This is a genomic window from Caballeronia arvi (genome assembly GCF_001544695.2).
Taxonomy (GTDB): domain Bacteria; phylum Pseudomonadota; class Gammaproteobacteria; order Burkholderiales; family Burkholderiaceae; genus Caballeronia; species Caballeronia arvi.
In genome coordinates this window covers 1-19874 of the sequence record NZ_FCOM02000051.1, presented here as the reverse complement: position 1 = coordinate 19874, position 19874 = coordinate 1, and the positions used below count along the sequence as shown (strand labels likewise).

Genomic DNA, 19874 nt, shown 5'->3' with positions numbered 1-19874 from the left:
TCGTCCATCGCTGCGCCGATGTCCAAGCCCGACTCCAACGCCGTCTCGTCCGCGCCGCTTTCGCACGGCGCGCGCATCGCCATGCTGACCGTCGCCGCGATGCTCGCCTTCGCCGGCAATTCGCTGTTGTGCCGTCTCGCGCTCAAGGGCACGCAGATCGACGCGGCGAGCTTCACGCTCGTGCGCATCACGGCGGCGGCGCTCGTGCTGTGGGTCATTCTGCTCGTGCGCGGCGGAGGCGGCGGTGAACCGCACGGCGCACGGCGCGGCGGGAGCTGGGTTTCGGCCCTCGCGTTGATCGGCTACGCGGTCACGTTCTCGTTCGCCTACGTGCGGCTCGCGGCCGGCACCGGCGCGCTGCTGCTCTTCGGCGCGGTGCAGGCGACGATGATCGGCTACGGCATCGCAATCGGCGAACGGCTTGCGGCGATGCAGTGGCTCGGCCTGCTGCTCGCGCTCGCCGGGCTCGTGTGGCTCGTGCTGCCGGGGCTCGCCGCGCCCGATCCGCTGTCGTCGGCGCTGATGATCGCCGCGGGCGTCGGCTGGGGCGTGTACTCGCTGCGCGGCCGCGGCCAGGCCGATCCGGTCGCCGCGACGGCGGGCAATTTTCTGCGCGCGCTGCCCTTTGCGGCGGCGGTGGCGGCGCTCGCGCACGCGCATGCACGCTTCGGGTTCGCCTATGCCGCCGCATCGGGCGCGCTGACGTCGGGGCTCGGATATGTGGTCTGGTATGCGGCCCTGAAGGGGCTGAAGCCCGCCACCGCCGCGACGGTGCAGCTGAGCGTGCCCGTCATCACGGCGGCGGGCGGCGTGCTGCTGCTCGGCGAGGCGCTCAGCGCGCGGCTCGTCGCCAGCTCGGTCGCGATACTCGGCGGCATCGCGCTCGTCGTGTTGTCGAAACGCCACTGAGCAGATCGGCCGATATCGCGCCGAGCGACTCCCGCTCGCACTTTCGCGTTGTGTGCGATCCGTATGTGCGCCATCTCACATACGCGCGACAAGTTCCTCTGAAGAATGATGCATGTACGGTTCATCAAATCGGGGCGGGAACGAATAATGCTGCTTAAGGGCGCCGCAATGGCCTACCGCGATGCGGGAAGCACGCTGTGCAAAGGCTTGTGGCGACGCATCCGCGCGAGCATTCGCGCGTTCGTTTCGGCATCACCTCGCCACCCCTGATTGTCGCGACATGTGGTGCGAGTTACATTGTTTGGCAAAAATCGGCCGGGCAGCGCGAGTTGAACCGGCACCCGGCTGTTAATCCGACGAGCCGCATCGCGTTTCAATATTCATATGATGGGACGCGCTGTAGTCGCGCCATCGGCTGAGGCGGACCCGGCGCACCGGTGCGTGCGCGCTGTCCCGCCGTCCGACGCGCCGTGTGACGAATACGTACTGGAGAGCGCTGTCATGCCTCACCAAGCAAAGCTGCCCGAAGAGAGCGTTGCGGACCGAGCGAGTCCCGCGAACGATCCTACTGTCCTCAACCTGCCGGAGCCTGCAATCGATTACGACGACCCCGGCCCCGTGCGCTCGCCACTGCGCTTCGGACGCCTCGCGCTGTGGATGGCGTCCGCGACGGCGCTCGGCATCGGCGTGCTCGGCACCGTCGCGTACAGCATGTGGTTCAACCACGACCAGCGCGTCTACGCCGAAGCGATGGCGAGCGCGCGCAAAACGCTCGGCATCGACCAGCCGGTCATCGCCGCGCGCACGGAGTCGTCGGGCATGGTGGAAGCGCCCTTGGCCGCGACGCCGCCCGGCTACACGAGTCCGTACGTGGCGACCGGCGGTCCCGCGGCCATCGATACTGCCGCGCCTGTCGACACCACCACGCTCGCCGACAACCCGCCGACCGCAGACGCCGCCGACGAACCTACGCTTGCCGATGCCTCGGATGCCTCCACGGCGACGGCAACGGCGCAGGCTCAACTTCAGCAGGCCGACGACCCGTCATCCGCCCCGCCCGTACAGAGCGCCGCCGTGCAGCGCCGCGGCAATGCGTCGGCTCAGCAGACCGCGTCGTATCGCGCCAATCCGTCCGCGCAGCCGCGCAGGCATCAGGCGCGCGCGAAGCCCGAAGGTGGCCTCTTCGCCCGCATGGGCGCGTTTTTCCATCGAGTGAGCTATCGAAACAATGTTCCGAACCGTCAGCGCGAGGAGTATTCACGCCCCTGAAGGAACGCTGTCGAGCCGTGTGCGGCGCGCGCTCGGACGCGTGCGCGTGCCCGGCCCCGCACCGCTCGCGGGCGCCGCGTTGCTGTGCCTGCTGATCGGCCTGCTCTTTCTGGCGTTCCAGGTCCGCGCGATCTTTTCCGCGCAATTGCAGCAGGAGTACGTCGGGCTCGTGCTCGAAGCGGTCGAACGCGCCGATGCCGCGCGCGCGGCTGCGTTCTCCCTGCAGAATCTTTCCGCGAGCGACACGCAGCATCAGGCCTTGTATCGCGAGGCGCGCATCGAACTCGCCGGCCGGCTGGCCGCGCTGCATGCGCTGGTGGCATCGAGCCCGATGTCCGCGCCGTCGGTGCCTTCGGCGGTGCTCTCGCCCTCGGCCGCGCTGGGCGAAGCGAGCGCCGCGCTCGATTCCACCTACAACTGGTGGCGCACCGAGCGCGATCGCACCAGCGCGGACGTGCGCGAGCGCATTTTGAGTGTGTCGCATACGCTGATCGCGCTGTCGGCGACCGTGTTCGGCGTGCTCATCACCGCGCTCGGCATGTATGCGAAGCGCAACCGGCAACTGCTCGGCATTTCGAACGAGTTCGAGCAGGCGTCGCTGCACGATCCGATGACGGGCCTACCCAACCGCCGCAAGCTCTTCGCGGCGCTGGAGGAAGCGGCGAACGCGCTCGCGGGCAGGGTGGGCGATGTGCGCGGCTCGACGCGCATCGCGGTGCTGTATATCGATCTCGATGGCTTCAAGCGCGTCAACGACACGCACGGCCACCGCATCGGCGACGAATTTCTGATCGCGGTATCGCGGCGGTTCCGCCAGACGGTGCGCGGCGGCGATATGGTGGCGCGAATCGGCGGCGACGAATTCGCGCTGCTCGTGCGCGAGTTTTCGAGCGATAGCGAACTCGCTGCGATCGCGCAACGGATCATCACGTGCGTCGCCGAAACGGATGCGCAGATGGGGCTGTCGATCGTGCGCGCGAGCATCGGCATCGCGAGCTTTCCGGATCGCTGCCACGATTACTGGCGGCTCGTCGCCGCCGCCGACGAAACGATGTACACCGTCAAGCGCAACGGCAAGAACAATTACGCGTTCGCTTCCGCGCCGGCTTCGGCGTAAGGCGCTTTTACGCCGCCGCGCGCAGATCCTCTTCGCCGCCGAGTGCGTCGGTCAGCGCCGCGAACATGCGCGCGAGCTCGCCCGTCATCAGGATGAAATCGGATTCGAAGCGCTCGTCGTCGTTCGCGGCGGTGGGATCGGCGGCGTCCTTGATGACGTCGAGCGGGCTTACGCGCTTGAGCGTGAGCGACGGCGTCAGCACGTACGACACGCGGTCGTTCCAGGTCATCGCGAGACGCATGCACTGCTTGCCCGCTTCGATATGGCGGCGCATGTCTTCCGTTTCGAGCGCGTGGCCGACGTAGCGGACCGTCGCATTGCCTTCGCCCGTCGAGCGCAGTTCGGTGTCGCGATCGAGCGTGAAGCCCGCGGGCGCATCGCCTGAAAGCAGCCATTCGGTCATCGCGGAGACGGGCGAGCGCGCGGTGCGTACGCTCGCGAGCGGCAGGTCGGTGACCGACTTCACGAGCAGGCCGATGATGTCGTCGCACAGCGTCGCCGATGCTGAATCGATCGCGAGCCAGCCGTTCACCGGATCGATCCACACGCGCGTGTCGCGACGGATGCTGAACGCGCGCGGCAGCAGTTCATCGGTGATCTGTTCCTTGAGCTCTTTCATCTGCTTGCGGCCGGGTTTGAAGCCCTGCTGCTCTTCGAGCTCGGCGGCGCGCTCCTTCACGAACTGCGTGACGACCGATGCGGGCAGCAGCTTTTTCTCCGCGCGGTAGACGATGAGCATCTGCCGGTTCGCCGTGTAGACGAGCTCGCCGTCGCCGCGCGGCGAGACCCAGCCGCGCCGTTCGTTCTCGATGCTCGACGCTGCGCTGAACGCGAGCGGCGCGAGCCATCGCTCCATTTGATGCGGTGTGACTGACCAGTGAGCGGGAAGACGATGAAGCTGGAGATTCTTGAACCACATGGCGGGGATTTCGATGTAGTCGGAAAGGGGCGACATTTTATACGAGGTCGACCTGGCGATGAGTCGATCCGGAAAACATCGTTGAGTAACGTGCGTTGCTCTGTACGGCAATGCCGTATAATCGTTCGATGTACACGATCATCGAAACCGCGGTTTTTCAACGCTATGCTGGCGAGATATGGCAAGAGCCGGAACGCGAGGCGTTCATCGTATGGCTCGCAAACAATCCGCTCGCGGGCGCCGTGATCCCCGGAACAGGCGGGCTGCGCAAAGTCCGCTGGACCACGCCCGGCAAAGGAAAGCGTGGCGGCTCGCGAGTCATCTACTACAACGTTCTCGACGACGGCGAAATATGACTCTTGATCGCGTACTCGAAAGCCAAATTCGATAACCTGCCGACGGCTTTCCTCAACCAGCTTCGTGAGGCAATTCAACATGGATAAGGAACTCGAGAAGTTTCAGTCCGATCTCCTCGAATCGGTGCGCGACATGAAAAAGGGGCGCGCGGCGCGCACGACTCGCGTCGAGCCGACAGTTGCCGCACAGGCGCGCGCCAAGGTCGGCGTCTCTCAGTCGGAGTTCGCCGCGCTGCTTGGCGTTTCGATCCGCACGTTCCAGGACTGGGAGCAAGGCCGTCGCAATCCAACGGGCGCCGCTCAGACACTGTTACGGGTGGCCGTCGCGCATCCCGAGGCGCTGCGCGACCTGCCCCGCGCAGCGTGATGAGTTCGTAGGCTCAGCGGCCTGCCCGCCCCGGCACGATCCGCCACTTCAGATTCACCCCTGCCGCCGCGAGCAGAATGAGCACCGCGCCGGCCACCTGCGGCCACGCGAGCCGCTGCCCGAATGCGAGCCAGTCGACCACGATCGCCACCACCGGATAGATGAACGACAGCGCGCCCGTCGTCGCGGTCGGCAGCTTCTGGATCGCACCGTACAGCAGCACGTACATGAGTCCCGTGTTCACGACGCCCAGCACGACGAGATCCGACCATTGCGCGAACGACGCGGGTGTCGCTTCGAAGCGCGCGAACGGCGCGAGCATCACGATGCCGAAGAGCACATGCAGCATCGCGATCAGATGCGGCGGCGTGCCCTGCAAACGCTTCGTGACGATCGACGATATCGCGTACAGCAAGGCCGCGCCGAGCGCATACGCAATGCCTTCGAGATACTGCCCCGGCATCGCGAGCACGGCGGGCTCGACGCGCACCACCATCACGAGCCCGATGAACGCAATGCCGAGCCATACGAGCGTCGATGCCGACACGCGCTCGCGCAGCACGATCGCGCCCAGCGCGACGAGCATGAACGGCTGCGTGTTGTAGACCGTCGTCGCCATCGAGATCGACGCGCGCGAGTACGCGGCGAAAAGCAGCAGCCAGTTGCCGACGATCCCCACGCTGCCGAGCGCGACGAGCCCGATCATGCGCCACGAGAAATAGCGCTTCTTCAGAAAGCCCAGCGCCGCGCACACGGCGACGAGCGTCGCCGCGCCGAACACGCAGCGAAAGAACACCACGTTCCACGGCGTCTGCCCCGACGACACGACGAGCCAGCCGATCGTGCCCGACATCAACATTGCGAGCGACATCTCGATCGCGCCGCGGCGCTGTTCGTTCGCGTTCGACGCACCGGTCATCCGCGCGTCGATTCTTTCGGTCGTCATTTCTTCACCGCCATGCAGGTTTCGATGCAATCCAGTCTATCGATGCGCTGCGCCCGAAACCATGCCTAAAATGAGGCGCATGCATCTTTCGACCTTTGAATCGAAGGCCATCATGGGAAAGCACCTGAACGCCCCGCACTACGCGGAGATCGACGCGACCGATCGCGAACTCATCGGCATTCTTGCGAGCGACGGGCGCATCGCGATCAGCGAGCTCGCGAAGCGCATCGGCCTGTCGGCGCCGAGCACCGCCGAGCGCGTGCGGCGACTCGAAACGCAAGGCGTGATCCGCGGCTTCACCGTCGATATCGATCCGCGCGCGCTCGGTTACACGCTGCAGGCCATCGTGCGCGTGCAGCCGCTGCCCGGTCAGCTGCATCTCGTCGAGGAAGCGATCCGGCGCATTCCCGAATTCGTCGAATGCGACAAGGTCACGGGCGACGACTGCTTCGTATGCCGCCTCTGGCTGCGCTCGATCGGGCATCTCGACGACATTCTTTCGCGCGTCACCGAGCGCGCCGCGACGAGCACAGCCATCGTGAAAGCGACGCCCATCGAAAGACGTCTGCCGCCGCTCGGCCAGACATGACGCGTTTTTAACCGCAGACGAACGGCGTTACACTGACGGTGCTATGCGCGCAAGGAGCGAACATGAGTGATTTCGACGCCAACAGCACCTTCCGCGGCCTTCCGCTGACACCCGAGCAGGATGCCGAAGTAAGGCATTTCATCAAGAAGAAGAATCAGCGCGGCGAGCCGTGGGACACGCCCGAACTGGAGGCGATGCTGCACGACATGCTGGAGCCGCCCGCCGACGAGGACGCCCCCGCCGACGACGACACCGAGGAAGAAACGCGCTCGGCGGCGGAACGCGCGTCGGCGTTCATCGACGAAGGCATGGACCCGATCGAAAACAGCGAGGAATGGCACGCCGCGATGGAAGCTGAGGCGATGAAAGGGCCACGACGCGGATAGCGGGCGAGCCTGCATAACAAGCCGCAAAAACAGCCCGCGCAAAAAAAAAGAATGCGCCGGTCGATGCCGGCGCCGCATGCGTTTAATTCACGTCGGACTGCACGCTCAATGCCTGTGCCGCCAGTCGCGCGGCGGATGGCTATCCAGCCAGCGCGCCTTCGGGATATGGATATGCGGGTGTCGGTGATGCATCACGAGTACCACCGCGACGCATAGCAACAGGACGATTCCCGCCATCAGGCTGATCATCGGCTCGGCCATTGCAACCTCCTCTGCAGGTCTTGGGGCGATGCCTCTATTTTAGGCACAGTTTCCCGTGCGGAAGAAGCGCGGCTCGCGCGAAAGCTATCCACAAACAGGCGAAAGCATGCCGCGTGCTTGTGTCCTATAGTGCATTGCACGTGTGCTTCGTATGTGTGCTTTGCAATCAGGCGAATCAACTGGGAGACGCAGCATGGCGACGTGGAAACCCGATCCGAGCTTCTATCCTTCCCCGCGGCTCGCCGCCAAGGCGCCGCGCGAAACTCTGGCCTACGTCGCGACGTTCGATCCCGAGCGCAAGTCGCCGGACAGGATCGCGGTCGTGGATGTCGATCCCGCATCGGCGGACTATACGAAGATCGTCGGCGAAATCGCGATGCCCGATACCGGCGACGAGCTCCATCACTTCGGCTGGAACGCGTGCTCGTCGTGCCTGTGCCCGAACGCCCCGCATCCGCACATGGAGCGGCGCTATCTCATCGTGCCGGGGTTGCGCTCGTCGCGCATCCATATTCTCGACACGAAACCCGATCCGAAGCAGCCCGTCATCGTGAAGACGATCGAGCCGGAAGAGCTCGCGGAAAAAACCGGCTATACGCGCCCGCACACCGTGCATTGCGGGCCAGGCGGCATCTATGTCACCGCGCTCGGCAACGCCGAAGGCAAAGCGCCCGGCGGCGTGCTGATGCTCGATCAGCAGAGCTTCGATCCGCTCGGCCGCTGGGAAGTGGATCGCGGACCGCAACGGCTCGCGTACGACGGCTGGTGGCATCTCGGCTACGACACGATGGTCACGAGCGAATGGGGTACGCCCGACACCTTCGAGGACGGCCTCGTGCCCGAAATACTGCTCGGCGCGAAGTACGGGCGCAAGCTGCATTTCTGGGACTTCACGAAGCGCAAGCACATCCAGGAAATCGACTTCGGCGACGAGTATCAGCTCGTGTTCGAACTGCGGCCCGCGCATGATCCGACCAAGGCGTACGGCTTCGTCAACTGCGTGATCAGTCTGAAGGATCTGTCGTCGTCGATCTGGACCTGGTATCGCGACAAGGACAAATGGGCGGTGAAGAAGATCATCGACATTCCCGCCGAGCCCGCCGATGCGTCCTTGCTTCCGCCGCTTCTGCAAGGCTTCGGCGCGGTGCCGCCGCTCGTCTCGGACATCGATCTGTCGATGGACGACCGCTTCCTCTACGTGTCGTGCTGGGGCACGGGCGACATGCTGCAATACGACGTCTCCGATCCGTTCGCGCCGAAGCTGACGGGCAAGGTGCGCATCGGCGGCGTGGTCGCGAAGGCGACGCATCCGGGCGCAGGGAATGGCAAAGGCAATGGCGCGCTGAACGGCGGCCCGCAGATGGTCGAAGTGAGCCGCGATGGCCGTCGCGTCTACTTCACGAACTCGCTCTACGGCGCGGTCGATGCGCAGTTCTATCCCGAAGGCATCGAAGGCTGGATGGTGAAGCTCGACGCCGATCTCAACGGCGGCCTCGCCGTCGACGACAAGTTTTTCATCGACTGGCCGAAGGGACAGCGGCCGCATCAGATCCGGCTGCAAGGCGGCGATTGCTCGTCGGATTCTTACTGCTATCCCTGATGGAGTCTGCTTCGCCCGCGCTGATGCTCACCGCTGCGGGCCTCGGCGCATTCCACGGCCTCAATCCCGCGATGGGATGGCTCTTCGCGGTCGCGCTCGGCCTCTATGCGCAGAGCCGCCGCGTCGCGCTCGTCTCGCTCGTGCCGATCGCGCTCGGGCACGCGGTATCGGTCGCGCTCGTGCTGGCGGGCGCACTCACGCTCGGCGCCGTCGCCGGCCACGACACGATGGCGCGCGCGTGCGGCGTGCTGCTGATCGGCTGGGGCCTGTGGCGCGCGTGGCGCGGGCATCGTGGGCGTCCGACCGTCGGCATGCGCACCGGGCTCGCCGGGCTCGCGCTGTGGTCCTTCGTGATGTCGAGCGCGCACGGCGCGGGGCTCATGCTGGTGCCGGCGCTCTTGCCGCTGTGCACGGGCAATGTGGCGGCGGGCGCTTTCGAGGCCAGCGCGCTCGCGCTGACGGTGCACACGGGCGCGATGCTCGCGGTGATCGCCGTCATCTCGATGTTCGCGATGTCCGTTCAGGAGCGCGGCGGCCTCGGCTTTCTGCGCAGCGGCTGGATCAACGTCGACTGGATCTGGAGCGCGGCGCTGATCGCGTGTGGCATCTTTCTCTTCGTTTAAAGCCGGCATTTCGCGCGCTGCATTTTGCATGCATCATGCGCGATGGCATTTTGCATGCATCGCGCAAGATTCAATCTCGCCGCGACACTTCCTCTGCGCTCGGCAGCGCCGCCGTGCTCCATCCGCCGCCCAGTGCCTTTACGAGCGCGACGCTCGCCGCCATGCGCCGCCGCTCGATATGCACCGCCGTGCGCTGATCCGACAGCACGATGGCCTGCGTCACCACCACGCTCAAATACGTGATCGCGCCGTTCTCATAGCGATTGCTCACCTTGCCGAGCGCGCGTTGCGCGGCATCGACCGCCTGGCGCTGCGCTTCGCTTTCGCAGCGCAGCACCTCGAGCGCGTTCAGGTTGTCCTCGACCTGCCCGAACGCTGTCAGCACCGTTTGCCGGTAATCCGCGACACTCTCGTCGTACGCGGCGCGCGCAGCGTCGCGGGCCGCCGCGCGGCCGCCGAAATCTAGCACGGTGAACGCGAGTTGCGGCCCGAGCGACCAGAAACGGCTGGGCGCTTCGAGCCACGAAGAGAAGTGCGTCGCTTCGAGGCCGCCCGTCGCGGCGAGCAAGAGATTCGGGAAAAACGCCGCCGTCGCGACGCCGACGCGCGCATTCGCCTCGGCGACGCGCCGCTCCGCCGCCGCGATATCCGGCCGCCTTTCGAGCAGCGCGGACGGCACCCCGAGCGGCAACGCGGCGAGCGCCGCCGACGGATGCGGAGAATGCGCCTCGTTGAGCGGCGCGACATCAAGCGTGAAGCTGGACGGCGTCTCGCCGACGAGAATCGCAATCGCATTCACGAGGCTCGTGCGCGTGGTCTCCAGATCGATCAGTTGCGCCTGTGTCGCGCGCAATTGCTCTTCCGCTTGCGCGACATCCGATTCTGCTGCGACACCGCCCGCGAACCGGTCGCGCGTGAGCGCGAGCGCCTTTTCGTAGGCTTGCAGCGTCGCCTGCAACAACTGCTCTTCCTCGACCGTGCCGCGCAGCTCGAAGTAGCTCGTGGCGAGCTCGGCCTGCATCGACAGAATCGCGCTTTGCAGATCCGCTGCGCTTGCCTGCGCTTCCGCCCGCCCGCCTTCGACCGCGCGCGATATGCGGCCCCACAGATCCGGCTCCCACGAGATTTGCGCATCGATCAGATAGTCGGGCACGGTGACGCCCGCGCTCGATTTGTAGAGCACGTTCGACGACGCGCGCGACTGATTGAACGCCGCGTTCGCGGTGACTGTCGGGAACCACGCCGAACGCGCCTGCGCGGCCGCCGCGCGCGCGCCGCGAAAACGCGCGGCGGCTGCGGCCACGGTCTGGTTCGCAGTCGCGACGCGTGCTTCGAGCGCATCGAGTTGCGGATCGCCGTACACCCCCCACCACGGCGCGCGCGGCATCGCGTCGGCGGGTTGCGCGGGTTTCCAGTCCGATGATGTCGCATCGAGCGGCATCTGGGATTTGTACGCAGCCGGCGCCGATACCTCGGGGCGAACGTAATCGGGTCCCACAGTGCATCCGGCCAACGCAGTAATAGTTAGCAATCCGATTAATCGAGCGGAAGCACGCATCATCACGACTCGCTTCCTTCCGTCTTCGATGCTCCGCCATGCGCATCCGCGCGGCCGACGCGTACCGTCGCACCGTCGATGATCGAATCGGGTGGATTCACGATCACGCGCTCGTCACCGTTCAATCCCGACACGATGGACACGCGCGTGCCGTAATCCGTGCCGAGCGTGACCGGCAACAGCTTCACGCGATTGTTCGCATCGACGCTTGCGGCATGCACGCCATCGGGGCGAAACAGCAGCGCATTGCCCGGCAGCGTGAACGACGGATTTGCGCTCGTGAGCCGAAAGCGAACCTGCGCATACGCACCCGCGAGCAGCTCGCCGGTCGGGTTCTTCACGTCGACTTCGACGCGCATCGTGCGGGCAACCGGATCGACCGCGCCCGCCGTGCGCACCGTGACGCCCTCGAACTTGCGATCGCGCTCCTCGTTGAGCAGCAACTCGGCGGGCATCCCCACGGTGATCATCCGTGCGTAGGCCTGCGGCACATCGACGAACACGCGCAACGTCGATGCATCCTGTATGTGAAAGAGCTCACGGCCCGCCGCGCCGCTGCCCGCATCGATCAGCTGACCGATATCGGTGTTGCGCGCCGTCACGATGCCATCGAAAGGCGCATAGATCTTCTGGAACGACACCATCTGTTCGAGCCGCGACACGTTTGCCTGCGCCGCGTTCAACGCTGCTTCCTTCGCGAGCATGTCGCCGTTCTTCTCGTCGGTTTCCTGACGCGATACCGAGTTGTTCTTCAGCATCAGCGCCCAGCGCTCGGCCGTGGTCTTCGCAAGGAGATAGTTCGCGCGCGCGGTCTGCGCATCGGCACGCGCCTGTCGAAGCTGATCGTTGATTTCGGGCGCATCGATCTCCGCGAGCAACTGGCCCTTCTTCACCCTCGTGCCGATATCGACGGTCCAGCGCTTCAGATAACCATTGGTGCGCGCGAAGATCTGCGCATCGGAGAAGGCGCGGATATCGCCCGCGAGTGTGAGATCCTGCGATGCCTTCATGCGCGCCGGCTTGATGACCTCGACCGTCTGCACGCCATGCTCGCTGGCATCGCGTTCGAGCTCGGCATGCGCCGCGCGCCGCGACCAGATCCCTTGCACGATGAGCGCGACGATCACGATCAACGCGAGCACGATCCATAAACGTGTGCGTTTCGTGGTCCCCGATCGTTGCGACAACTGCTCGTCCATTCTTTCCGTTCCTTATTGCGCCGTTTCGCTGGCCGTTGCACGCGGGCCTTTGCCGCGCGCTTCCATGCGCCGGTAGATCATCGAAAACACGACCGGCACGAAGAACAGCGTCGCGATGGTGCCGACCATCAGGCCGCCGATCACCGCGCGCCCGAGCGGCGCGTTCTGCTCACCGCCTTCGCCAAGGCCGATCGCCATCGGCACCATGCCGATCATCATCGCGAGCGCCGTCATCAATACGGGCCTGAAGCGCGTGTAGCCCGCTTCGAGCGCGGAACGCACCGCATCGCCGTGCTCGGCGAGCGCCGTGCGCGCGAAGCTCACGACGAGAATGCTGTTTGCTGTCGCGATGCCGATACACATGATCGCGCCCGTCAACGCGGGAATCGAGAGCGTCGTGTGCGTGAGAAACAACATCCACACGATGCCCGCGAGCGCGCCCGGCAATGCCGTGATGATGATGAACGGATCGAGCCACGACTGGAAGTTCACGACGATCAGCAGATACACGAGCACGACCGCGAGAATGAGACCGAACGCGAGGCCCGAGAACGAGCCGTTCATCGTCTCGACCTGACCGCGCATGTCGATCGTCGAGCCTTTGGGCAACTCGCCGCGCACTTCGTCGATGATGCGCTGCACGTCGTCCGACACCGCGCCGAGATCGCGCCGTTCGGTGGTCGCGTAGAGATTGATCGTGGTCTGCGCGTTGTAGTGATACACCACCGCATCGCGCGCGCCACGAGAGAGCGATGCAAGCGCACCGAGAATATTGGTCTTGCCGCTCGCGGACGTGACCGGAATGTTCGCGACCGATTGCAGCGAATTCATGTCGTATTGCGGCGCGGTCGTGATGACCTGATAGCTCACGCCATTCGCGGGATTGAGCCAGAACGTGGGCGTCGTCTGCTGGCTGCCCGAAAGCGTGATGAGCAGGTTGTTCGCGACATCGCGCTGCGTGAAGCCAGCCTGCAGCGCCTTCGTGCGGTCCACTTCCACGTTGATGGCCGGCAGATCGGACGGCTGCTGGATGCGTGCATCGACGAGGCCCGGCACGCGGCGGATCTTTTCGAGCACGCGATTCGCGATCGCGCGATTGCCGTGCACGTCACGTCCGGTGATCGCGATATCGATCGGCGCGGGAACGCCGAAGTTGAGAATCTGGCTCACGATATCCGCCGGCAAGAACGAGAACGTCACGCCGGGAAACTCTTGCGGCAAGCGCCTTCTCAACTCGCGGATATAGCGTTCGGTCGGCGCGTGATTTTCGTTGAGACTGATGAGCACATCGGCGTCGGCGGTGCTGACGGTGCCTGTGTTGCTATACGAGAGATTGATGCCCGATACCGGCAAGCCCATGTTGTCGATGATCGAGCGTATCTCGCCGCGTGGAATCAGTTGCCTGATGCGCGCATCGACACGATCGGTCAGTGCGGCCGTTTCCTCGATACGTGTGCCGGTTTTCGTGCGCATATGCAGCGCGATCACGCCGGAATCGATCGAAGGAAAGAAGTCGCGCCCAAGAAAAGGCGCGAGCCCGAGCGAGAGCAGGCAGCACAACAGAAAGATCGATGCGAAGCGGCCCGGATGCGTGAGCTGCGCTTCGAGAAAGCCGCGATAGCGCGTGCGCACCGACTCGAAATGACGCTCGAACGAAAGATGAATGCGCACGAAGAGGTTGCGCGAACCCTTCATCGATTCGACATCGCCGCCCATGTGCTCGTGATGGCGCAACAGGTATTTCGCGAGCGTCGGAATGAGCGTGCGCGAAAAGAAGTACGACGCGAGCATTGCGAAGACGACAGCTTCGGCCATTGGCACGAAAAGATAGTGCGCGACGCCGGTGAGCAGGAACATCGGAATGAATACGATGCAGATGGAGAGCGTCGAGACGAGCGTGGGCACCGCGATCTGCTGCGCGCCTTCGAGAATCGCCTGCTCCAGTTCCTTGCCCTGCTCCAGGTTCTGGCTGATGTTCTCGATCGCAACGGTCGCATCATCGACGAGAATGCCGACCGCGAGCGCGAGGCCGCCGAGCGTCATGATGTTGATCGTCTGCCCGATCGCCGAAAGCGCGACGATCGACGTGAGCATCGACAGCGGTATCGAAATCGCGATGATGAGCGTCGCGCGCCAGCTTCCGAGAAAGAGCAGCACCATCAATGCGGTGAGCCCCGCGGCGATGACCGCTTCACGCAACACGCCTTCCACCGATGCACGCACGAAGAGCGACTGATCCGCTACAGGCTCGATCTTCAGCGACTCGGGCACCATGCCGCGCAATGTCGGCAACAAGTTCTTCACGCGCGCGACGATATCCAGCGTCGAAGCATTGCCGCTCTTGTTGATCGTGAGTAGCGAAGCGCGCGTGCCGTCCACGCGGACGATGTTGGTTTGCGGCTGAAAGCCATCGCGCACGTGCGCGACGTCCTTAACGTAGATCGTGCCGGCGGGGCCGGTGCGGATCGGTATGTCGTTGAGCCCTTCGATCGAACCGGGGCTCGCATTCAGCCCCACCGAATATTCCGTCGAGCCGATCTTCGTCGTGCCCGTGGGCAGGATGAGGTTCTGTGCGCTGATCGCGTTGACGACATCGGTCGGCGCGAGGTTCTTCGCCTGCAGCTTGCGCGAATCGATATCGACCATGATCTGCCGCTGCTTGCCGCCATAGGGCAGCGGCACCGATGCGCCCTGTACCGTCGCGAGTTGCGTCTTCAGAAAGCTGTTGCCGAAGTCGTAGAGCTGTTGCTCCGTGAGTTCCGCCGATGACAGCGCGAGCCGGAGAATCGGCACCGTCGATGCATTGAAACGCAATATGTTCGGCGGCGTGATGCCCGGCGGCAGCGAGCGCAATTGCGTCTGCGAAAGCGCGGTGATCTCGGCGATCGCTTCATCGACGTTCGCATTCGGCTGAAAGTAGATGCGGATAACCGCGATACCCGGCAGCGATTCCGACTCGATATGCTCGATGTCATTCACCGCCACCGACAGGCCGCGCTCATAGTTGAGCGTAATGCGTCGTTCCATCTGATCCGGCGGCAAACCCGTGTACGACCAGATGACGCTGACCACCGGAATATCGATGTTGGGAAAGATATCGGTTGGCGTGCGCAGGATGACGAGCGGACCGATGATCAGCAAAAGCAGCGACAGGACGATGAAAGTGTACGGGCGCTTGAGCGCGAGTCTGACGATCCACATCTAAATTCCGCCTGCCCCGTTTGATGTTCGTTATTCGAATACCGTTCGCCTGCTCAAGGTTATCCGAGCGAATGCATCCAATACGATGACACAACTGAAGCTTACAAAACAAATGACGCAAACGGTTGCGAGGGTTTATGCGGAAGTATTTCTGCAGAGGAATGCAAGACCGCACCGAAAGTGGAACGCGTGCTCCATTTGGTGGGAATGATGTTGCGCTCCGCGGAACGCGGAGCGCTTGACTTCGGGGTCGTTTAAACGGTCGCGGGACGAAGATCGACCACGCGTTTTGCCTTGCCCGTCGCGGTCGTCGGCAGGTCGCCGGAATCGAGCACGCGCACTTGCGTCGATACGCCGACGATCGTCTTCACGCGTTGCTGAAGCTCGCGCGAGAGTCCGGCGCGATCGCCATCGCTCAACGTTGCGCAGATTTCGGCGCGCGCTTCGACGGAAACCGACAGCGAATCCATATGGCCCTCGCGCGATACGCACAACTGATACTGGCCGCTCAAACGCGGAATCGCGAGAATCAGTTCCTCGATCTGGCTCGGGAATACGTTCACGCCGCGAATGATGAGCATGTCGTCCGAGCGGCCCGTGATCTTCGCGAGACGGCGCATCGAACGCGCGCTCGGCGGCAGGAGCGATGTCAGGTCGCGCGTGCGATAGCGAATCATCGGCATCGCTTCTTTCGTGAGCGACGTGAAGACGAGCTCGCCCGTGCTGCCTTCGGGAAGCACTTCGCCGGTTATCGGATCGATGATCTCGGGATAGAAGTGATCCTCCCAGATCGTCGGGCCATCCTTCGTTTCGATGCATTCACACGCGACGCCCGGCCCCATGATTTCCGACAGCCCATAGATGTCGAGCGCCTGAATGCCCGCGCGCGTTTCGATCTCGCTGCGCAAGCCCTGGCTCCACGGCTCGGCGCCGAAGATGCCGATCTTCAGCGACGTGTTCGCCGGGTCCATGCCCTGACGCGTCATCTCGTCGATCAGATTCAGCATGTACGAAGGCGTGACGAGAATGATCTTCGGCTCGAAGTCACGGATCAGTTGCACCTGTTTTTCCGTCTGGCCGCCCGACATCGGCACGACCATGCAGCCGAGACGTTCGGCGCCGTAGTGAATGCCGAGGCCGCCCGTGAAAAGGCCATAACCGAAAGCGTTGTGCAGCGTGTCGCCTTTGCGGCCACCCGCGGCGCGAATCGAGCGCGCGGTCACATTCGCCCACGTGTCGATGTCCTTCGCCGTATAGCCGACGACTGTCGGCTTGCCTGTCGTGCCGCTCGATGCATGCACGCGCACGACCTGATCGCGCGGCACCGCGAAGAGACCGAAAGGATAGTTATCCCGAAGATCCGTTTTCGACGTGGTCGGAAAGCGCGCGAGATCTGAGAGCTCGCGGAGATCGTCGGGATGCACGCCTGCCGCATCGAATGCGCGGCGATAGTGCGGCACGTTTTCATAAGCGTGACGCAGCGACCATTTGAGGCGCTCGAGTTGCAATGCCTGAAGCTCGTCGCGGCTCGCGCGTTCGATCGGCTCCAGTTCAGTCTGCTGTGCAATGGATTGGACCACGATTGTCTCCTGCATGAATGCCTGAAAAATGATGACGCGAAAGCATCAATGAAAAGCTTGTCCCGACTGACGCAAGGCTGCGATGAGCGGCGATGCGCGATAACGGTCTTCGCCGTAGTGCGCCGCGAGATGCAGCAGCACATCGTGAATGCGCGCGATGCCGATGCGTTCGCCCCACGCGAGCGGCCCGAGCGGATAGTTCACGCCCTTCTCCATCGCGAGATCGAGATCGGTGCTCGTGCAGACGCCTTGATTCACCGCGTCCGCTGCCTCGTTGACGAGCATCGCGACCGTGCGCATCACGGCCATGCCGGCGATGTCCTTCATCGGCACCACCGCATAGCCTGCTCTCGTCAAGGCGCCGACTGCGGCCGCGTATGCATCGTCGTTGCATTGACGTGCGCGCGTCACCGCGATGCTCTGCGCATTCGCATAGTCGAGCGCGAGATCGATCAGCACGACGTTGTCGATGCCGAGCGCGTGCGCGCGTGCGGTCGCGGTGCGGCCATCGGTGAGAAACAGACAGGCATCGTCGATTCGGGCGATGAGGCCGGGCAGATCATCGCGACGCTCCTTCGTTTCGGCGATGCGCGATTGCAGGCCCTCGTATAACGGGCAGCTTTCGCCGAGCACGATGTTCGAGGGCGCGCGCATATTCGTCTCGATGCGAGCGACGGGTTTCACGGCATCATCGGCATAGTCGTAGAAGCCGCGGCCCGTCTTGCGTCCGAGAAAGCCCGCGTTGACCAGTTCCTGCTGAATCAGCGAAGGCGTGAAGCGCGGATCGTTGAAATACGCGTTGAACACCGATTGCGTCACCGCGAAGTTCACATCGTGACCGATCAGATCCATCAACTGGAACGGGCCCATTTTGAAGCCGCCCGAATCGCGCATCACGGTATCGATGGAAGCGGGGTCCGCGCCCTGCTCGTTGAGCACGCGCAGGCCTTCGGCATAGAACGGCCGCGCGACGCGATTGACGATGAAGCCCGGTGTCGACTTCGCATGCACCGGCTTCTTGCCCCAGGCCGCCGATGTCGTGTACACCGTCTGCGCAACGGCATCGGACGTGGCAAGACCGCGCACGACTTCGACGAGCGCCATCAGCGGCGCGGGGTTGAAGAAGTGCATGCCGACCACGCGCGACGGATGCTTCAATGGCGCGGCAATCGCCGTGATGGAAATGGACGATGTGTTGGTCGCGAGAATGCACTCGGACGTCACGATGCTTTCGAGCTCGCCGAACAGCGCGCGCTTGACATCGAGCCGTTCCGCGACCGCTTCGACGACGAGCGTAGCCGTGCGCATGTCCGTGAGATTCGTGATGCTGCGCACGCGCTCGATCGCCGAATGTCCCGCTGTTGCGTCGAGCTTCTTCTTGTCGATCAGACGCTGCACGTTGGCCGCGATGCTCGTGCGCGCCTTGTCGAGCGCATGAGCGTCGAGATCGTAGAGCAGCACGGTATGTCCGGCGAGCGCCGCGACTTGCGCGATACCCGCGCCCATCGCGCCCGCGCCGATCACGCCGACGATGTCCGATGTGTGAAGTGCCTGGGCCATGTTTCGTAGCCCTCAGACGCGCTCGATCGCGATCGCGATGCCCTGCCCCACGCCGATGCACATCGTGCACAACGCATAGCGGCCATTGCGGCGCTCGAGTTCGTACATCGCGGTCGTGACGAGACGCGCACCCGATGCGCCGAGCGGATGGCCGAGCGCAATGGCGCCGCCGTTCGGATTCACGCGCGGATCGTCTTCGGCGAGCCCCAACTGACGCAGCACCGCGATGCCTTGCGATGCGAAGGCTTCGTTCAGCTCGATCACGTCGAACTGATCGAGCGTGAGACCCGTGCGCGCCAGAAGCTTCTTCGTCGCGGGCGCGGGCCCGATGCCCATGATGCGCGGCGCGACGCCCGCCGTTGCCATACCGATGATGCGTGCGCGCGGCGTGAGTCCATTGCGCTTCGCTGCCTCTTCGTTCGCGATGATGAGTGCGCATGCGCCGTCGTTCACGCCCGATGCATTGCCGGCCGTCACGCTGCCATCGGGGCGCACGACGCCCTTCAGTTTCGCGAGCGTTTCGAGCGAAGTTTCGCGCGGATGCTCGTCGCGATCGATGGCGATCATTTCGCCCTTCTTTTGCGGCACATTCACTGCGATGATCTCTTGCGCAAGCGTGCCGTCGGCCTGTGCGCGTGCCGCGCGTTGCTGGCTGCGCAGTGCGAAACGGTCCTGCGCATCGCGCGAGACGCCGAAATCGACGGCGACGTTCTCCGCCGTCTCGGGCATCGAATCGACGCCATACTGCTTCTTCATCAGCGGATTGATGAAGCGCCAGCCGATGGTCGTATCGAAGATATCAGCGGAGCGCGAGAAGGCGCTCGCCGCCTTGCCCATGACGAACGGCGCACGCGTCATGCTTTCGACGCCGCCTGCGATGTAGAACGAACCATCGCCGGACTTGATCGCGCGCGCGGCGCTGCCGACCGCGTCCATGCCCGAGCCGCACAGACGGTTGATCGTCGAACCGGGAACGTCGATCGGCAAGCCCGCCAGCAGGCCCGACATGCGCGCGACGTTGCGGTTGTCTTCGCCTGCCTGATTCGCGCAGCCGTAAAGCACGTCGTCGATCTGCGCCCAGTCCACCGATGCATTGCGCTTCATGAGCGCAGTGATGGGCACGGCGCCGAGATCGTCCGCGCGGACGTCCTTGAAAACACCGCCGTAGCGGCCGATGGGCGTTCGAATCGCGTCGCAGATGAAGGCTTCAGTCATGAAAGTCTCGATGTGGTGGATGATCGACCGCGACGAAGCCGCGCAATGCTCGCATTGCCAGCGACTCCTCGCTTGAACTCGTTGGGATACTTCGGGTTCGCGCGCATCGTTGCGATGCGCGCGCTATAAGATGTGACGGCTTTAGCGCTCGTCGAAACTCACGACGACACGCTCGCTCAGCGGATGACACTGACACGTCAGCACGAAGCCGTCATCGAT

The 19874-nt window shown here is 64.1% G+C and carries 17 protein-coding genes and 1 pseudogene; 9 read left to right on the top strand and 9 right to left on the bottom strand.

Annotation, left to right across the window (positions count from 1 at the left end; genetic code table 11):
* The first annotated feature begins 18 nt into the window (after nt 1-18).
* From AWB74_RS34265 to AWB74_RS34255, 3 genes are all read left to right on the top strand, one after another.
* Complete coding sequence (locus AWB74_RS34265; RefSeq protein WP_061151091.1) at nt 19-909, top strand: DMT family transporter; 891 nt, start codon at nt 19-21, stop codon at nt 907-909.
* Between the two features lie 501 nt (nt 910-1410).
* On the top strand, nt 1411-2178 hold the full coding sequence (locus tag AWB74_RS34260) for a hypothetical protein (RefSeq protein WP_061151090.1): 768 nt from the start codon (nt 1411-1413) through the stop codon (nt 2176-2178).
* 40 nt (nt 2179-2218) lie between these two features.
* Nucleotides 2219-3295 (top strand): GGDEF domain-containing protein, encoded by a 1077-nt coding sequence (locus AWB74_RS34255; RefSeq protein ID WP_061151089.1) that lies wholly within the window; start codon nt 2219-2221, stop codon nt 3293-3295.
* Nucleotides 3296-3302: 7 nt separating this feature from the next.
* On the opposite strand, the gene AWB74_RS34250 is transcribed toward AWB74_RS34255, so the two are convergent.
* Nucleotides 3303-4214 (bottom strand): recombination-associated protein RdgC, encoded by a 912-nt coding sequence (locus tag AWB74_RS34250; RefSeq protein ID WP_061151088.1) that lies wholly within the window; start codon nt 4212-4214, stop codon nt 3303-3305.
* A gap of 110 nt (nt 4215-4324) precedes the next feature.
* Here AWB74_RS34250 and AWB74_RS34245 point away from each other — a divergent pair.
* Together AWB74_RS34245 and AWB74_RS34240 are read left to right on the top strand one after the other, a co-directional pair.
* Nucleotides 4325-4657 (top strand): annotated as a pseudogene (locus tag AWB74_RS34245) (transcriptional regulator).
* The gene (locus AWB74_RS34240; RefSeq protein WP_061151055.1) at nt 4650-4937 is read left to right on the top strand and encodes a helix-turn-helix domain-containing protein; all 288 of its coding nucleotides are present in this window, start codon (nt 4650-4652) and stop codon (nt 4935-4937) included. Before AWB74_RS34245 ends, AWB74_RS34240 begins: the two are co-directional and overlap by 8 nt.
* Nucleotides 4938-4950: 13 nt before the next feature.
* On the opposite strand, the gene AWB74_RS34235 is transcribed toward AWB74_RS34240, so the two are convergent.
* Nucleotides 4951-5883, bottom strand: coding sequence for a DMT family transporter (locus AWB74_RS34235; RefSeq protein ID WP_061151054.1), 933 nt, complete (start codon nt 5881-5883; stop codon nt 4951-4953).
* 112 nt (nt 5884-5995) lie between these two features.
* Between AWB74_RS34235 and AWB74_RS34230 the strand changes: the two genes are divergently transcribed.
* Complete coding sequence (locus AWB74_RS34230) at nt 5996-6472, top strand: Lrp/AsnC family transcriptional regulator (protein WP_061151087.1); 477 nt, start codon at nt 5996-5998, stop codon at nt 6470-6472.
* A 62-nt stretch (nt 6473-6534) separates the two neighbouring features.
* A complete protein-coding gene (locus AWB74_RS34225) occupies nt 6535-6858 on the top strand; it encodes a hypothetical protein (protein ID WP_061151053.1) in 324 nt (107 codons plus the stop codon).
* Between the two features lie 105 nt (nt 6859-6963).
* On the opposite strand, the gene AWB74_RS46565 is transcribed toward AWB74_RS34225, so the two are convergent.
* On the bottom strand, nt 6964-7119 hold the full coding sequence (locus tag AWB74_RS46565; protein ID WP_160110345.1) for a hypothetical protein: 156 nt from the start codon (nt 7117-7119) through the stop codon (nt 6964-6966).
* A gap of 193 nt (nt 7120-7312) precedes the next feature.
* Between AWB74_RS46565 and AWB74_RS34220 the strand changes: the two genes are divergently transcribed.
* A complete protein-coding gene (locus AWB74_RS34220) occupies nt 7313-8719 on the top strand; it encodes a selenium-binding family protein (RefSeq protein WP_061151052.1) in 1407 nt (468 codons plus the stop codon).
* Entirely contained in the window at nt 8719-9342 is a 624-nt protein-coding gene (locus AWB74_RS34215; protein ID WP_061151051.1) for a hypothetical protein, read from the top strand. Before AWB74_RS34220 ends, AWB74_RS34215 begins: the two co-directional genes overlap by 1 nt.
* Nucleotides 9343-9412: 70 nt before the next feature.
* On the opposite strand, the gene AWB74_RS34210 is transcribed toward AWB74_RS34215, so the two are convergent.
* The 6 genes from AWB74_RS34210 to pcaF all read right to left on the bottom strand — a co-directional run bounded on the left by AWB74_RS34210 (nt 9413) and on the right by pcaF (nt 19655).
* Complete coding sequence (locus tag AWB74_RS34210; protein ID WP_061151050.1) at nt 9413-10903, bottom strand: efflux transporter outer membrane subunit; 1491 nt, start codon at nt 10901-10903, stop codon at nt 9413-9415.
* The gene (locus AWB74_RS34205; RefSeq protein WP_061151049.1) at nt 10903-12099 is read right to left on the bottom strand and encodes an efflux RND transporter periplasmic adaptor subunit; all 1197 of its coding nucleotides are present in this window, start codon (nt 12097-12099) and stop codon (nt 10903-10905) included. The genes AWB74_RS34210 and AWB74_RS34205 overlap by 1 nt, the downstream gene beginning before the upstream one ends.
* 12 nt (nt 12100-12111) lie before the next feature.
* Nucleotides 12112-15300 (bottom strand): efflux RND transporter permease subunit, encoded by a 3189-nt coding sequence (locus AWB74_RS34200; protein ID WP_061151048.1) that lies wholly within the window; start codon nt 15298-15300, stop codon nt 12112-12114.
* Nucleotides 15301-15554: 254 nt separating this feature from the next.
* A complete protein-coding gene (gene paaK / locus AWB74_RS34195; protein ID WP_061151047.1) occupies nt 15555-16895 on the bottom strand; it encodes a phenylacetate--CoA ligase PaaK in 1341 nt (446 codons plus the stop codon).
* A gap of 30 nt (nt 16896-16925) precedes the next feature.
* Nucleotides 16926-18440 carry a 3-hydroxyacyl-CoA dehydrogenase gene (locus tag AWB74_RS34190; RefSeq protein ID WP_061151046.1) on the bottom strand — a complete coding sequence of 505 codons (1515 nt, stop codon included), beginning with the start codon at nt 18438-18440 and terminating at the stop codon, nt 16926-16928.
* Nucleotides 18441-18452: 12 nt separating this feature from the next.
* Nucleotides 18453-19655, bottom strand: coding sequence for a 3-oxoadipyl-CoA thiolase (pcaF, locus tag AWB74_RS34185; protein ID WP_061151045.1), 1203 nt, complete (start codon nt 19653-19655; stop codon nt 18453-18455).
* Nucleotides 19656-19874: the final 219 nt, after the last annotated feature.

What these genes read in the sequence shown, in the direction of transcription:
- AWB74_RS34200 (WP_061151048.1), bottom strand. Translation starts at nt 15,300, where the DNA reads ATGTGGATCGTCAGACTCGCGCTCAAGCGCCCGTACACTTTCATCGTC.
- AWB74_RS34215 (WP_061151051.1), top strand. Translation starts at nt 8,719, where the DNA reads ATGGAGTCTGCTTCGCCCGCGCTGATGCTCACCGCTGCGGGCCTCGGC.
- AWB74_RS34220 (WP_061151052.1), top strand. Translation starts at nt 7,313, where the DNA reads ATGGCGACGTGGAAACCCGATCCGAGCTTCTATCCTTCCCCGCGGCTC.
- AWB74_RS34190 (WP_061151046.1), bottom strand. Translation starts at nt 18,440, where the DNA reads ATGGCCCAGGCACTTCACACATCGGACATCGTCGGCGTGATCGGCGCG.
- AWB74_RS34250 (WP_061151088.1), bottom strand. Translation starts at nt 4,214, where the DNA reads ATGTGGTTCAAGAATCTCCAGCTTCATCGTCTTCCCGCTCACTGGTCA.
- AWB74_RS34265 (WP_061151091.1), top strand. Translation starts at nt 19, where the DNA reads ATGTCCAAGCCCGACTCCAACGCCGTCTCGTCCGCGCCGCTTTCGCAC.
- AWB74_RS34210 (WP_061151050.1), bottom strand. Translation starts at nt 10,903, where the DNA reads ATGATGCGTGCTTCCGCTCGATTAATCGGATTGCTAACTATTACTGCG.
- pcaF (WP_061151045.1), bottom strand. Translation starts at nt 19,655, where the DNA reads ATGACTGAAGCCTTCATCTGCGACGCGATTCGAACGCCCATCGGCCGC.
- AWB74_RS34240 (WP_061151055.1), top strand. Translation starts at nt 4,650, where the DNA reads ATGGATAAGGAACTCGAGAAGTTTCAGTCCGATCTCCTCGAATCGGTG.
- AWB74_RS34205 (WP_061151049.1), bottom strand. Translation starts at nt 12,099, where the DNA reads ATGGACGAGCAGTTGTCGCAACGATCGGGGACCACGAAACGCACACGT.
- AWB74_RS34260 (WP_061151090.1), top strand. Translation starts at nt 1,411, where the DNA reads ATGCCTCACCAAGCAAAGCTGCCCGAAGAGAGCGTTGCGGACCGAGCG.
- AWB74_RS46565 (WP_160110345.1), bottom strand. Translation starts at nt 7,119, where the DNA reads ATGGCCGAGCCGATGATCAGCCTGATGGCGGGAATCGTCCTGTTGCTA.
- AWB74_RS34225 (WP_061151053.1), top strand. Translation starts at nt 6,535, where the DNA reads ATGAGTGATTTCGACGCCAACAGCACCTTCCGCGGCCTTCCGCTGACA.
- AWB74_RS34235 (WP_061151054.1), bottom strand. Translation starts at nt 5,883, where the DNA reads ATGACGACCGAAAGAATCGACGCGCGGATGACCGGTGCGTCGAACGCG.
- paaK (WP_061151047.1), bottom strand. Translation starts at nt 16,895, where the DNA reads ATGCAGGAGACAATCGTGGTCCAATCCATTGCACAGCAGACTGAACTG.
- AWB74_RS34230 (WP_061151087.1), top strand. Translation starts at nt 5,996, where the DNA reads ATGGGAAAGCACCTGAACGCCCCGCACTACGCGGAGATCGACGCGACC.